The sequence below is a fragment of the Enterobacter sp. DN genome, from assembly GCF_046054285.1.
In the GTDB taxonomy this organism is placed as follows: domain Bacteria; phylum Pseudomonadota; class Gammaproteobacteria; order Enterobacterales; family Enterobacteriaceae; genus Enterobacter; species Enterobacter hormaechei_C.
Genome location: NZ_JBJJTG010000001.1, coordinates 14,783 through 29,020, shown reverse-complemented (window position 1 = coordinate 29,020; position 14,238 = coordinate 14,783). Strand labels below are relative to the sequence as shown.

12 protein-coding genes are annotated in these 14,238 nt (G+C 56.4%); 7 read left to right on the top strand and 5 right to left on the bottom strand.

Translation table 11 applies throughout. The features are described from left to right. Window positions 1–15: 15 nt before the first annotated feature. Window positions 16–882, bottom strand: a complete 867-nt coding sequence (locus ACJTMZ_RS00135) for an aldo/keto reductase family oxidoreductase (RefSeq protein ID WP_063138805.1) — start codon at window positions 880–882, stop codon at window positions 16–18. 145 nt (window positions 883–1,027) lie between these two features. On the opposite strand from ACJTMZ_RS00135, the gene tcp reads away from it, so the two are divergent. After that, window positions 1,028–2,689, top strand: coding sequence for a methyl-accepting chemotaxis citrate transducer (gene tcp, locus ACJTMZ_RS00130; protein ID WP_017384568.1), 1,662 nt, complete (start codon window positions 1,028–1,030; stop codon window positions 2,687–2,689). A gap of 32 nt (window positions 2,690–2,721) precedes the next feature. On the opposite strand, the gene smrA is transcribed toward tcp, so the two are convergent. Both smrA and ACJTMZ_RS00120 read right to left on the bottom strand, forming a co-directional pair. Then, the gene (gene smrA, locus ACJTMZ_RS00125; RefSeq protein WP_252010567.1) at window positions 2,722–3,285 is read right to left on the bottom strand and encodes a DNA endonuclease SmrA; all 564 of its coding nucleotides are present in this window, start codon (window positions 3,283–3,285) and stop codon (window positions 2,722–2,724) included. A 350-nt stretch (window positions 3,286–3,635) separates the two neighbouring features. Further along, window positions 3,636–4,541 carry a LysR family transcriptional regulator gene (locus tag ACJTMZ_RS00120; protein ID WP_003857524.1) on the bottom strand — a complete coding sequence of 302 codons (906 nt, stop codon included), beginning with the start codon at window positions 4,539–4,541 and terminating at the stop codon, window positions 3,636–3,638. A 175-nt stretch (window positions 4,542–4,716) separates the two neighbouring features. Here ACJTMZ_RS00120 and ACJTMZ_RS00115 point away from each other — a divergent pair, with 175 nt between their 5' ends. From ACJTMZ_RS00115 to uspE, 6 genes are all read left to right on the top strand, one after another. Continuing rightward, on the top strand, window positions 4,717–6,027 hold the full coding sequence (locus ACJTMZ_RS00115; RefSeq protein ID WP_017384570.1) for a M20 family metallo-hydrolase: 1,311 nt from the start codon (window positions 4,717–4,719) through the stop codon (window positions 6,025–6,027). Then, window positions 6,027–7,472 carry a M20 family metallopeptidase gene (locus ACJTMZ_RS00110; RefSeq protein WP_017384571.1) on the top strand — a complete coding sequence of 482 codons (1,446 nt, stop codon included), beginning with the start codon at window positions 6,027–6,029 and terminating at the stop codon, window positions 7,470–7,472. Before ACJTMZ_RS00115 ends, ACJTMZ_RS00110 begins: the two co-directional genes overlap by 1 nt. A gap of 44 nt (window positions 7,473–7,516) precedes the next feature. Beyond that, on the top strand, window positions 7,517–9,043 hold the full coding sequence (gene abgT / locus ACJTMZ_RS00105) for a p-aminobenzoyl-glutamate transporter (protein ID WP_017384572.1): 1,527 nt from the start codon (window positions 7,517–7,519) through the stop codon (window positions 9,041–9,043). 9 nt (window positions 9,044–9,052) lie between these two features. Beyond that, window positions 9,053–9,568 carry a methylated-DNA--[protein]-cysteine S-methyltransferase gene (ogt, locus tag ACJTMZ_RS00100; protein ID WP_015570643.1) on the top strand — a complete coding sequence of 172 codons (516 nt, stop codon included), beginning with the start codon at window positions 9,053–9,055 and terminating at the stop codon, window positions 9,566–9,568. 183 nt (window positions 9,569–9,751) lie between these two features. Then, window positions 9,752–10,504 carry a fumarate/nitrate reduction transcriptional regulator Fnr gene (gene fnr, locus ACJTMZ_RS00095; protein WP_000611906.1) on the top strand — a complete coding sequence of 251 codons (753 nt, stop codon included), beginning with the start codon at window positions 9,752–9,754 and terminating at the stop codon, window positions 10,502–10,504. Window positions 10,505–10,641: 137 nt separating this feature from the next. Then, entirely contained in the window at window positions 10,642–11,592 is a 951-nt protein-coding gene (gene uspE, locus ACJTMZ_RS00090; RefSeq protein ID WP_006808916.1) for a universal stress protein UspE, read from the top strand. 40 nt (window positions 11,593–11,632) lie between these two features. Here the strand turns inward: uspE and ACJTMZ_RS00085 are convergent, their stop codons facing one another. Next, window positions 11,633–12,742 (bottom strand): mechanosensitive ion channel family protein, encoded by a 1,110-nt coding sequence (locus ACJTMZ_RS00085; RefSeq protein ID WP_015570644.1) that lies wholly within the window; start codon window positions 12,740–12,742, stop codon window positions 11,633–11,635. Window positions 12,743–12,849: 107 nt separating this feature from the next. Continuing rightward, window positions 12,850–14,238, bottom strand: a complete 1,389-nt coding sequence (pntB, locus tag ACJTMZ_RS00080; RefSeq protein ID WP_015570645.1) for a Re/Si-specific NAD(P)(+) transhydrogenase subunit beta — start codon at window positions 14,236–14,238, stop codon at window positions 12,850–12,852.

Genomic DNA, 14,238 nt, shown 5'->3' with positions numbered 1-14,238 from the left:
TTGCTGGTATCGGGATTACCCCACCAGCAAATTTAACGTCTCCAGCGCCTCAGGCGGCAATACCAGATCGGCTGCCGCCAGGTTTTCACGCAGATGCGCCACCGACGAGGTTCCCGGGATCAAGAGGATATTTGGCGAGCGTTGCAGCAGCCATGCCAGCGCCACCTGCATCGGCGTCGCGCCCAGTGAATCCGCCACCGCCTGTAGTCCGGAAGATTGCAGTGGCGTGAAACCACCCAGCGGGAAGAACGGCACCCAGGCAATCCCCTGCTGCGCCAGCGAATCGACCAGCGCATCGTCACCGCGATTCACAACGTTGTACATATTCTGTACGCACACCACGGAAACCATCTTCTGCGCTTCAGCGACCTGCGAAGCGGTGACGTTGCTCAGCCCAATATGGCGAACCAGCCCCTGCTGTTGCAGCTCCGCAAGGGTGCTCAGCGGCGCGGCAATCGAACCTTCCGCCGGTCCGTGGGCGCTAAACATGATCCGCAGGTTAACCACGTCCAGCACATCCCGCTTCAGGTTACGCAGGTTGTCATGCACCGCCTGCGTCAGCTCCTGCGCGGAAAACGCCGGCAGCCAGGAGGCATCCTCGCCGCGTCGGGCTCCGATCTTGGTCACAATCGTAAGGTCGTCCCGGTACGGATGAAGCGCCTCGCAGATAAGCTGGTTGGTCACATGAGGTCCGTAAAAATCGCTGGTATCAATGTGATTCACACCCGACGCCACCGCTTCACGCAGCACCGCCAGCGCCGCATTTTTGTCTTTTGGCGGACCAAAAACGCCAGGCCCGGCAAGCTGCATCGCGCCATAGCCAAATCGTTTAACCGTACGCGTTCCGAGCGTGAACGTTCCGCTTTTATCTATGCTGCTCATGCTGACCTTCCTCATAAAAAATGATCCGGATTTACAACAGGTTCCGCAACGAAACCATTAGTTAAGCAATAGTAAAATTAAAGTTTAAATTCGCTACGACGATAGTATTGATGTAACCCTGCCTCTTCTCTTACGGATGACCGCCATGCTGAAAAATCTGCACGTGATTACCGGTATTATCTTTGCCCTAACCATATTCTGTCTGCTGCAAGTTGTCACGGGAGGGTTGTTCTACTCTGCCGTTAACAACGATCGTCACAACTTTCAGAACTCCGGGTTACTCAATGCCCAACAGGAGAGCCTGAGCGACAGCGTGAACACGCTGGTGAAAACGCGCGTTACCGTCACCCGCGTGGCGATCCGCTACCTGAAAAACCAGCGCGATCCGGCCTCTCTCGCAGCAATCAACACGCTGTTGGGCACCGCGAACGGTTCGCTGACCAAAGCCGAAGACTATTACAAAAACTGGCAGGCGATTTCGCAGGTGAAGGGCCAGAATGCCGCGCTCACCGAAGAGATGCAGAAAGCCTGGAAGCAAATGCACGAGGTGATGCGCTTGTCCATTGAGTATCTGCGCGCCGATAACTATCAGGCCTATGGCGACCTGGACGCCCAGCAGGCGCAGGATGAGATGGAGGCGGTCTATACCCGCTGGCGCGCTGAAAACAACGTGCTGCTGAAAGCCGCCGCCGAAGAGAATCAGAGCAGCTTTACCCAGATGCAGTGGACGCTGGCGGCGATCTTCCTGACTGTGATCGCCGTGCTGGTGGTGATCTGGCAGGGTTTACAGCACCTGCTCCTGAAACCGCTCAACGCCATCATGAACCATATTCGCACCATCGCGAGCGGCGATCTGACGCAAAATGTCGCGATTACCGGGCGCAACGAGATGGGCCAGCTGGCTGCTGGTCTGCACGAGATGCAGCAGTCGCTGGTGAGCACCGTCAGCGCCGTGCGCGGCAGCACAGATTCTATCTACACGGGCGCAGGAGAAATTGCCGCCGGGAGTAACGACCTTTCCGCGCGAACCGAGCAGCAGGCAGCCTCGCTGGAAGAGACCGCCGCCAGTATGGAAGAGCTGACTGCCACGGTGAAACAGAACTCGGATAACGCCCGTCAGGCGACGCTGCTGGCGAAGAATGCGTCTGAAACCGCCGCTCGCGGCGGTCAGGTGGTGGATAACGTGGTGCGTACCATGAATGACATTGCCGACAGTTCTCAGCAAATCGCGCACATCACCGGCGTTATCGATAGCATTGCCTTCCAGACCAACATTCTGGCGCTCAACGCGGCGGTTGAAGCCGCCCGTGCCGGGGAACAAGGTCGCGGCTTTGCGGTCGTGGCAGGTGAAGTACGGACGCTGGCCAGCCGCAGCGCGCAGGCGGCAAAAGAGATCAAAGGGCTTATCGAGAACTCTGTCAGCCGGGTGAATACCGGCTCGGAACAGGTGAGCGAGGCGGGTGCGACCATGAAAGAGATCGTCGCGGCCGTGACGCGCGTAACCGATATTATGGCTGAGATTTCCTCGGCGTCTGACGAGCAGAGCCGCGGTATAGAGCAGGTCAGCCTGGCGGTCTCGCAGATGGACAGCGTCACGCAGCAAAACGCCGCGCTGGTACAGGAGTCGGCAACGGCGGCGGCAGCGCTGGAAGATCAGTCTGAACAGCTGCGTCAGGCCGTGGCGGCATTCCGGCTGAACGCTCAGGCATCGCTGGCGGCTCGCCCTAAAAACGTGAAAACGCCCGTACTGCTGCGCCCGTCAGCGGCAGGCGCGAATACAGCTGACGCGAACTGGGAAACCTTCTGAGTGACAGGCGGGCATCTCGCCCGCCTTCCTGATTAGCGGCTGCGCTTGGCGTGGCGCTCCCAGTTATCTCGCTTCGCATCCTCTGACTTACGCAACGAGACATAGCATGCTCCGCTGCCGCCGTGATGCGGCTGCGCTTCGCAAAAGGCCTGTACTTCATCGAACTCGGTCAGCCAGCGCGCAAGATAGCTGCGCACCACGTTAGGATGCGACTGCTGTTCACGCCCTTTACCATGCACGATGATCAGGTTGCGTAGCCCGTCACGTCCGGCCTGGCGAATAAAGGAATAGACCAGCTGGCGGCATTGCTCCGCAGGCTGGCGTAACAGCGTTAAGCTGGCCTGACGGGAATATTTGCCGGAACGCAGCTTATCAAATACCCCCAGCTGTACCCCTTCGCGCTGGAACATCAGCGGCTCGTCAAGGGGCAACAGTTCCAGAAACCCCAGCGTCAGAAAGTTATCGAGCTGCTCAGTATCTATTTCCTGACGCGCCCGCGTGTTGCGGCTCTGCTGCCAGTGAATATCCGCGCAGCGTTTGAGCGGCTGGACATCCTCCATGGCGTCAAGAAAAAGTGATTTGTCGTCAGGGTTCATGGAAATCCTCCGGCTACATCTGAGTGATGTACTATACCTGCGCCCGTTGCGGGTCTCAATCATCCGGGCACGGGTTCAAATAATGGCTTAAGGAACGGATAATCGCAGACGCAATAAACTTAATCCAACCTTAACTTAAATTTCAGCCGTAATTAATTAAATAATTTACGTTAAAAAATCGTGAAATCAATCACTCAACGTCCTTCTCTTTTAAGAAAAAGCTGTTATAACTTAATAAACCTGCCCAATGGATAATGCATGTAGGATCCGCGAAAGGATGCACGACTGTGTGTACTGTGGAGTCTGTCTGATGTCGGACAGACTCTATTTTTTTATTGTTGTTATTTTGATTAAATTAATTTTCTGGCTTCCCTTCGAAACTGCGTGATTAATGATTCGGCAAGCGGTGTCTGGCGAGAATCACGACGCTGAATTAAATAATATGCTGCTTTAGGCAGGGTTTCGACAACCGGCAGCATTATCAGACGGTGCGCCAGAAGCGGATCGCAGCCCAGCTCCTGCGGTAAAATGCTGATGAAATCGCTTTGTGCGACGAGGCTAATACAGGAGGAAAAGGTCTCACAGACAACGCCAATTCGCGGTATTTGAGAGCGGTGGTTAAAAGTATCCTGCAACTGTTTATAATAACTTCCCCGGGGCGTAGGCATCGTCCAGTTATATTGCAGAAGCTCATTAATTGAGGTCGCCCCTGTCGCCGGATGCCCTGCCCGACAAAATACGGCAAAAGGCTTTTCGAACAGCTTTTCAAACGTAAATTCGTGATCGTACGGCCCCTGATAATAGGTATTGATGGTAAAGTCCAGCTCACCCTGACGTAATTCATTAATCATCGACACCAGCTGGCCTTCCATAATCCGGACGTTGACCTGAGGATGCTGCGCATGAAAACGCGTAATAACGGCTGGCATCAGGCTGCGTGAAATACTGGCCCCCATCCCAATATTGATCTGCCCGGCAAGTTCGCCCTGCCGCTGGCGGATGTCATCCTGCGCTGCACGCAGCTCTTCCAGAATCAAATTAGCGCGGTGATAAAACCCTTCCCCGCACTCGGTCAGCGCGACGCCTTTACTCCGGCGCACAAATAGCTGGGCCGCCATACCCTCCTCCAGCTCTTTAATGGATTTGGTCAGCGCGGGCTGCGAAAGATTAAGCGTCCGGCTGGCGCCGCGAATGCTGCCCTGACGCGCCACTTCGACAAACGCCCTGATTTGATGAAATTTAATCTGAAATGACATAACGAGACCGATAACCGTTGTTTATCAGAGTAAAGAAACTGTCATCTACTTTAATGGAAACGGATGTGCGAGGGTAATTCCCGAACGGTTAAAACTGTGAAAAAACGATTAGTGATAAGTAAAAACTATCACAGCGTGAAGCAGTTCACATATTTTAATGATGACAGGAAAAGATATGAACGCACTGGCGCAGTACATTCAGACATTAGCTCCACAACTGAGCGCATGGCGTCGCGATTTCCACCATTTTGCGGAATCCGGCTGGGTAGAGTTTCGAACAGCTGCGAAAGTCGCGGAAATCCTCGACTCGCTGGGCTACGAACTGGCGATGGGTCGCGACGTGGTCGATGCCGAAAGCCGTATGGGACTGCCCGATGATGCCACCCTTTCGCGAGAGTTTGCCCGCGCCCGGGCGCAGGGTGCGCCGGAGAAATGGCTGGCGCCGTTTGAGGGCGGATTTACCGGCATTGTGGCGACCCTGAATACCGGACGTCCGGGCCCGACGCTGGCGTTTCGGGTAGACATGGATGCACTTGATTTAAGCGAAGCGCTTGACGAAAGTCATCGCCCCTTCCGCGACGGTTTTGCCTCCTGCAACCCGGGCATGATGCACGCCTGTGGCCACGACGGGCATACCACCATTGGTCTGGGGCTCGCGCAGGTGCTTAAGCAGCATGAAGCGCAGCTCAACGGCATCATCAAACTGATCTTCCAGCCTGCCGAAGAGGGTACGCGCGGCGCGCGGGCTATGGTCGCCGCAGGCGCGCTGGACGGCGTGGACTACTTTACCGCCATTCATATCGGGACCGGCGTTCCGGAAGGGACGGTGATCTGCGGCAGCGATAACTTCATGGCGACCACCAAATTTGACGTGCGCTTTACCGGGGTCGCCGCACACGCTGGCGGTAAACCAGAAGAGGGCCGTAACGCCCTGCTCGCGGCTGCCCAGGCCGCCATCGCGCTGCATGGCATCGCACCACACAGCGAAGGCGCGTCCCGGGTTAACGTCGGGGTCATGCAGGCGGGCAGCGGACGCAACGTGGTTCCGGCTGATGCGTTGCTTAAGGTTGAAACCCGCGGCGAAAGCGAGGCTATTAATCAGTATGTCTTTGAGCGCGCACAGGCGGTAATTACCGGCGCGGCGGCGCTCTACGGCGTAACAGCCGGGGTAAACCTGATGGGGGCGGCGACCTCCAGCGCCCCTTCCCCGGCCTGGGTCGATTATCTGCGCGAACAGGCAAGCCAGGTGCCCGGCGTGACTCATGCCATTGATAAGGTCAAAGCGCCTGCGGGCTCCGAAGATGCCACGCTAATGATGGCCCGCGTACAGCAGAACGGCGGCATGGCCTCGTATATGGTCTTCGGCACCGAGCTGAGCGCCGGACATCACAACGAAAAATTCGATTTTGATGAGCAGGTGATGAACGTTGCCATCGAAACGCTGGCGCGAACTGCGCTTAATTTCCCGTGGACGCGAGGTGTGTAATGCAGGAGAACTACGCTTTTATCGCCGATGCCATCGACACGCGATGTCAGACGTTTACCGATATTGCCGACGACATCTGGGATCATCCCGAAACGCGCTTCGAAGAGTTCTGGTCCGCCGAACGGCTCGCCAGCGCGCTGGAAGCCGAGGGCTTTGCCCTGACGCGGGAAGCCGGAGGCATTCCCAACGCCTTTATTGCCAGCTACGGCAGCGGCAAGCCCGTTATCGCCCTTCTGGGCGAATACGATGCCCTGGCCGGGCTAAGCCAGCAGGCGCACTGCGCGACGGCGCAATCCGCCACCCCGGGGGCGAACGGCCACGGCTGCGGGCATAACCTGTTAGGCACTGCTGCCTTCGCCGGGGCGGTGGCGGTGAAAAGCTGGCTGGAACAACACGGCGGCAGCGGAACGGTACGATTTTACGGCTGCCCCGGCGAGGAAGGCGGCTCCGGTAAAACCTTTATGGTACGTGAAGGTCTGTTTGACGACGTGGACGCTGCCGTGACATGGCACCCGGAGGCCTTTGCCGGGATGTTTAACGTCAGCACGCTGGCCAATATTCAGGCCGCCTGGCGGTTTAAGGGGATCGCCGCTCATGCCGCAAACTCCCCACATCTGGGGCGCAGCGCGCTGGATGCCGTGACGCTGATGACCACCGGTACAAACTTCCTCAACGAACACATCATTGAAAAAGCGCGCGTTCATTACGCCATCACCGATACCGGCGGGATTTCGCCCAACGTGGTACAGGCCCAGGCCGAGGTGCTGTACCTGATCCGCGCCCCGGAGATGGCCGATGCGCAGCAGATCTACGCGCGCATCGAGAAAATCGCCCAGGGTGCGGCGATGATGACCGAAACCACCGTCGAGTGCCGCTTTGATAAAGCCTGCTCCAGCTATCTGCCGAACCGTACGCTCGAAGCGGCGATGTACCGCGCATTGCAGCATTATGGCACGCCGGCCTGGACTGAAGAGGAACGCGAATTTGCCCGTGAAATCCGCGCCACGCTCACGGCAAACGACCTGCAAAACAGCCTGAAAAACATTGCCGCAACGGGGGCCGAAGAGGGAAAAGCGTTTGCCCGACGCCATCAGGAGACGCTGCTGGTGGATGAAGTTGCCCCTTACGCCATCACCGATAACGTGCTGGCAGGCTCCACCGATGTGGGGGATGTCAGCTGGAAGATGCCTGTTGCACAGTGCTTTAGCCCCTGTTTTACCGTCGGCACCCCACTGCATACCTGGCAATTAGTGGCGCAGGGGCGTACCTCAATTGCCCATAAAGGCATGTTGCTGGCCGGAAAAGTGATGGGCGCGACCGCGCTGCATCTGCTTCAGGATGCCGACCTGTTGCGAAAATGCCGGGAAGAGTTCGAACAACACATAACAGAAAAACCGTACGAGTGTCCGATCCCGCAGGGCGTGACACCGTCACCTTTAAAATAAAAAAACACAACACAACAACACAACAACAGTCCCGAGGAACGCCCATGAGTATGTCTTCCATACCTTCGCATTCCCCATCCGGTAAGCTCTATGGCTGGGTTGAAAGGATCGGCAATAAAGTGCCGCACCCTTTCCTGCTTTTTATCTATTTAATTGTCATCCTGATGGTCGCGACGGCCGTGCTGTCCGCCTTTGAGGTGAGCGTGCGCAGCCCGGCCGACGGCAGTATGGTAGCAGTGAAAAACCTGCTCAGCGTTGAAGGGTTGCACTGGTTTTTGCCGAACGTGATTAAAAACTTCAGCGGTTTTGCGCCGCTGGGCGCCATCCTGGCGCTGGTGTTAGGCGCGGGACTGGCCGAACGCGTGGGTCTGCTGCCCGCGCTGATGGTGAAAATGGCCTCGCACGTCAGCGCGCGTTATGCCAGCTATATGGTGCTGTTTATTGCCTTCTTCAGCCATATCTCGTCCGACGCGGCGCTGGTGATCATGCCGCCGATGGGGGCGCTGATTTTCCTCGCCGTTGGCCGTCATCCTGTTGCGGGCCTGCTGTCGGCGATTGCGGGCGTCGGCTGTGGGTTTACCGCTAACCTGCTTATCGTGACCACCGATGTGCTGCTCTCCGGCATCAGTACGGAGGCAGCCAGCACCATCGATGCGACTATGCACGTCAGCGTGATCGACAACTGGTACTTTATGGCCAGTTCGGTGATTGTCCTGACGATTGTCGGGGGTCTGATTACCGATAAGATCATTGAGCCGCGCCTGGGTAAATGGGAAGGCCGGAGCGATGAAAAGCTGGAGGCGCTGAGCAAAGAGCAGCAGTTCGGCCTGCGCGTAGCCGGGATCGTCTCGCTGGCGTTCATTGCGGTGGTGGCGCTGATGGTGGTGCCGGAAAATGGCGTGCTGCGCGATCCGATCAAACACACCGTACTGCCCTCGCCGTTTATTCAGGGCATTGTGCCGCTGATAATTCTCTTCTTCTTCGTCGTTTCGCTCGCGTTCGGCATCGCCACCGGCAAAATCCGCCGTCAGGGAGATCTGCCGCACCTGATGATCGAGCCGATGAAGGAGATGGCGGGTTTTATCGTGATGGTGTTCCCGCTGGCGCAGTTTGTCGCCATGTTTAACTGGAGCAACATGGGCAAGTTTATGGCCGTGAGCCTGACGGACGCGCTGGAGGCGGCGGGGTTGAGCGGTGTTCCGGCGTTTGTCGGCCTGGCGCTGCTGTCGTCCCTGCTGTGCATGTTTATTGCCAGCGGGTCGGCCATCTGGTCGATTCTGGCGCCCATCTTTGTCCCCATGTTTATGATGCTCGGCTTCCATCCTGCGTTCGCCCAGATCCTGTTCCGTGTCGCCGATTCCTCGGTGATCCCGCTGGCGCCCGTGTCACCCTTCGTTCCGCTGTTTTTAGGCTTCCTGCAACGCTACAGACCGGAGGCTAAGCTGGGTACCTATTATTCGCTGGTTCTGCCCTATCCGCTTATCTTCTTAGGGGTATGGCTGGTGATGCTGGTGGCGTGGTATCTTGTCGGCCTGCCGATTGGACCGGGTGTTTACCCGAGGCTGAACTAAGGAGTACTGATGCTGAGATTACTCGAAGATAAGATTGCGACGCCGCTGGGGCCGCTGTGGGTTATCGCGGATGAAGCGTTCAATCTGCGCGCGGTTGAATGGGAAGAGCACAGCGACCGGATGGTTGAGCTGCTCAACATCCATTATCGCGCCGAGGGTTACGAGCGTATTACTGCCCGTAATCCTGGCGGGCTGAGCGATAAACTGACGGCCTACTTCGAGGGCGATCTCAGCATTATTAATACCCTGCCAACCGCCACGGCGGGCACCCCTTTCCAGCGCGAGGTGTGGCAGGCGCTGCGTAATATTCCCTGCGGGCAGGTGATGCACTACGGTCAGCTGGCAGAACAGCTTGGCCGTGCCGGCGCGGCGCGCGCGGTCGGTGCGGCAAATGGCTCTAACCCCGTCAGCATTGTGGTGCCTTGCCATCGCGTGATCGGGCGCAACGGCACCCTCACCGGCTATGCCGGGGGCGTACAGCGCAAAGAGTGGCTGCTGCGTCACGAAGGGTATTTTCTGCTGTAATTCCCAGGCTTTTTGTGCTTAATTTTCTTCCTGTTAGGTTCATAATCCTTAATCATTCTGTGGAATTTCAAGGAGATGGCAACACGCTGCCGTCTCTTGTCTTTATTGGGGGTTTGCCAGACTTACGTCCTTACCAAAAAGATGTTAAAATTGACCAATATCAATTAAGGCTTGAGCAAACCTATGATCCCGGAAAAGCGAATTATACGACGCATTCAGTCTGGCGGTTGTGCTATCCATTGCCAGGATTGCAGCATCAGCCAGCTCTGTATCCCGTTTACTCTGAATGAGCACGAACTCGATCAGCTTGACAATATCATCGAGCGCAAAAAGCCTATTCAGAAAGGGCAGACGCTGTTTAAGGCGGGAGACGAACTGAAATCGCTCTATGCTATCCGTTCTGGCACCATCAAAAGCTACACCATTACCGAACAGGGCGACGAGCAGATCACCGGCTTCCATCTGGCAGGCGATTTAGTCGGCTTTGACGCCATCGGCAGTGGCCATCACCCGAGCTTTGCTCAGGCGCTGGAAACCTCTATGGTCTGCGAAATTCCGTTTGAGACGCTGGACGATCTGTCCGGTAAGATGCCGAACCTGCGTCAGCAGATGATGCGTCTGATGAGCGGTGAGATTAAAGGCGATCAGGATATGATCCTGCTGCTTTCCAAAAAGAATGCCGAAGAGCGTCTGGCCGCCTTTATCTATAACCTCTCCCGCCGTTTCGCGGAGCGTGGCTTCTCCCCGCGTGAATTCCGTCTGACCATGACGCGCGGTGATATTGGTAACTATCTGGGCCTGACCGTGGAAACCATCAGCCGTCTGCTGGGTCGCTTCCAGAAGAGCGGAATGCTGGCGGTTAAAGGTAAGTACATCACCATCGAAAACGGTGAAGCGCTGGCCATTCTGGCGGGTCACTCACGTAACGTGGCATAACTCTCCCGGATATCTTATGCCAGGTCGATAAATTTTCATGATTATTGATCTGGCAAAAACTTCCCCCCTGTTTCATTCAAGATATATAGGTTACTCTTTTACTTACAGACTGTGGTGACAGTAGTAAGGAGACCTGTATGGCAAAGTATCAAAACATGCTGGTGGCTATCGATCCTAATCAGGACGATCAGCCGGCATTACGACGTGCTGTGTATTTACATCAACGGATTGGTGGCAAAATTAAAGCCTTTTTGCCGATTTATGACTTCTCATACGAGATGACCACCCTTCTGTCGCCTGACGAGCGCACCGCTATGCGTCAGGGAGTGATCAGCCAGCGTACCGCGTGGATCCGCGAGCAGGCGAAATATTACCTGGAAGCGGGCGTACCGATTGATATCAAAGTGGTCTGGCACAACCGACCTTTCGAAGCCATTATTCAGGAAGTGGTGGCCGGTGGGCATGACCTGCTGCTGAAAATGGCGCACCAGCATGACAAACTGGAATCCGTGATTTTCACTCCAACCGACTGGCACCTGCTGCGCAAATGCCCTTGCCCGGTATGGATGGTGAAAGATCAGCCATGGCCTGAGGGCGGGAAAGCCGTCGTGGCGGTGAATCTGGCCAGCGAAGAGGATTATCACAATTCGCTGAACGAGAAGCTGGTGAAGGAAACCATCCAGCTTGCCGACCAGGTTAACCACACCGAAGTCCATCTGGTGGGTGCCTATCCGGTTACGCCAATCAATATCGCCATCGAGTTGCCTGAATTTGACCCGAGCGTGTATAACGACGCGATTCGCGGTCAGCATCTGCTGGCCATGAAAGCGCTGCGCCAGAAATTCAGTATCGATGAGAATATGACGCACGTAGAAAAAGGGTTACCGGAAGAGGTTATTCCGGATCTGGCGGAGCATTTGCAGGCCGGGATTGTGGTGTTGGGCACCATTGGCCGGACCGGTATCTCTGCCGCGTTCCTGGGAAATACCGCCGAGCAGGTGATTGACCACCTGCGCTGCGACCTTCTGGTCATCAAACCGGATCAGTATCAAACGCCGGTTGAACTGGACGATGAGGAAGACGATTGACCCCAAAATGAAAGCCCGCCGGTAACGGCGGGCCTTTTTATTACGCTTCGCTCAACCGCTGCGTCGGTGCCTCGTCGCCGGCATTCATCCAGGGCGCGTGCAGAACCATGCTCGGCAGCGCCAGCTTGATCTCCTGCTGGTTCAGCCCCTCCAGAATACGGATATTGATCTCCTGCTGAATATCCATGTACTTGTTGTAGTCCGCCGTATTAACGATATGGACCACCTCGAAGGTCAGGCGATCGCGATCGAAGCCCAGGAAATGGGCGCGGTCAAACTTCGTTTCCCCGACGTCGGTAATGATCTGTTTGACCATATCACCCACTGAACGCAGTTTGTCCGGCGCCGTGTCGCTGGCAACCCCGAAGGTAAAGACGATCCGGCGCGTTTGCATCCGTTTGTAGTTATGCAGCGTCTGTTGCAGCAGAATGGCGTTCCCGCAAACAATCTGCTCCCCGCTCAGGCTGCGGATACGGGTGGTTTTCAGGCCAATGTGCTCTACCGTCCCGGCGACATCGTTAAACACCACAAAATCGCCAATTTCGAACGGCTTATCAAAACCGATGGAAAGCGATGCAAACACGTCGCTCAGGATCGTTTGCACCGCGAGGGCGATTGCAATACCCCCTACCCCAAGGCTGGCAACCAGAGCAGTGATGTTGACGCCCGCGTTAGCAAGAATAGACAGCAGCATCACTGACCAGACTATGGCACGGAGGATAAGCCCCGTGATCACCAGCGTCACCGGGTTTTTATGGCTTCCCGGCGCCAGCATGACGTGACGAAGCCACGACACCACCCCCTGATCCATCCACAGCGCCACCTGGATAGCGAAGACCAGGAACCAGGCGTGGCTCACGGTACCAAAGAGATGATCCGGTAAGTCGACGAAACGCAGGCTGAATAACAGCGCCACGACAAAAAGCAGGAAGCGGCTGGTGCGGTTAAGCATATCCGTCAGGATAAAACGCATCCGGTTGGTGGTGGGGTGCTTGTCGCCCCAGGTAGTGATCCCTTTCTTAACGAAGGCGATCAGACGCGTCAGCAGCCAGTACACCAGCAGAGTCATAAAAACCACCGTGGCGACGCCGATCCAGAAAGACGGCGTCATCATCAGCTCGATGATGTCGAAGCGGGACAAAAATCGCATTACACCTCCTCGTATTACACAAAGGGTAAAGTATAGACAGAGGAGAAAAGCTGGCCGCAGAAATAAGAAAACCGCCCCAGGGGGCGGTTTGTCAGGATGAAGCGCAATTACAGCGCTTTCAGGATCGCATCCACGCTGGCCTTGGCGTCGCCAAACAGCATGTGGGTGTTATCTTTAAAGAACAGCGGGTTCTGCACGCCAGCATAGCCGGTGTTCATAGAGCGTTTGAAGACAATGACGTTCTGCGCCTTCCACACTTCGAGAACAGGCATACCCGCAATCGGACTACGCGGGTCGTCCTGCGCCGCCGGGTTAACGGTGTCGTTGGCGCCAATCACCAACACGGTGTCGGTGTCGGCGAAATCATCGTTGATCTCGTCCATTTCCAGCACAATGTCGTAAGGCACCTTCGCTTCCGCCAGCAGCACGTTCATGTGGCCTGGCAGACGCCCCGCCACCGGGTGAATACCAAAGCGAACCTTGATGCCGCGCGCGCGGAGTTTCTCGGTGATTTCCGCCACCGGATACTGCGCCTGCGCCACCGCCATGCCATAGCCTGGGGTGATGATGACGGAATGCGAGTTTTTCAGCATCTCTGCGGTCTCTTCCGCGCTGATTTCACGGTGTTCACCCACTTCCTCATCAGAACCGGTTGATGAGCCGTCAGAACCGAAGCCACCCGCGATGACGCTGATAAACGAACGGTTCATCGCCTTACACATGATGTAAGACAGGATCGCACCGGAAGAACCGACCAGCGCACCGGTGACAATCAGCAGGTCGTTGCTCAGCATAAAGCCTGCCGCCGCCGCCGCCCAACCGGAGTAGGAGTTCAGCATGGAAACCACCACCGGCATATCTGCTCCGCCGATAGACGCCACCAGATGCCAGCCGAAGGCCAGCGCGATGATGGTCATCACCAGTAACGCCAGCACCTGCAAGCCTACGCTTTCGGTACGCACGAAGACCACCAGCAGCACAAAGGAAACGACCAGCGCCGCCAGGTTCAGCTTGTGGCGGTTAGGCAGCATCAGCGGTTTGGAAGAGATCTTCCCGCGCAGCTTGCCGAACGCCACAATCGACCCGGTGAAGGTCACCGCACCGATGAAGATGCCGAGGAACACTTCGGTCAGGTGGATGTTCACCAGAATCGGCTCCAGGCCCGGTTCGTGGTACAGGTAGCTGTTGAAGCCCACCAGCACCGCCGCCAGACCCACGAAGCTGTGCAGAATGGCAACCAGCTCCGGCATCTCGGTCATTTCAACGCGTTTCGCCAGACGAATACCAATCGCGCCGCCGATGATCATCGCCACCAGGATCCACGCCACGTTGCCGGTGTCCGGCCCAAAGATGGTGGCAATCAGCGCAATCGCCATCCCGGCGATACCAAAGTTATTTCCCTGCTGAGACGTTTCGTGTTTGGAAAGCCCCGCCAGACTGAAAATAAACAGGATTGCAGCAACAATGTATGCGGCTGTAACTAATCCTCCAGACAT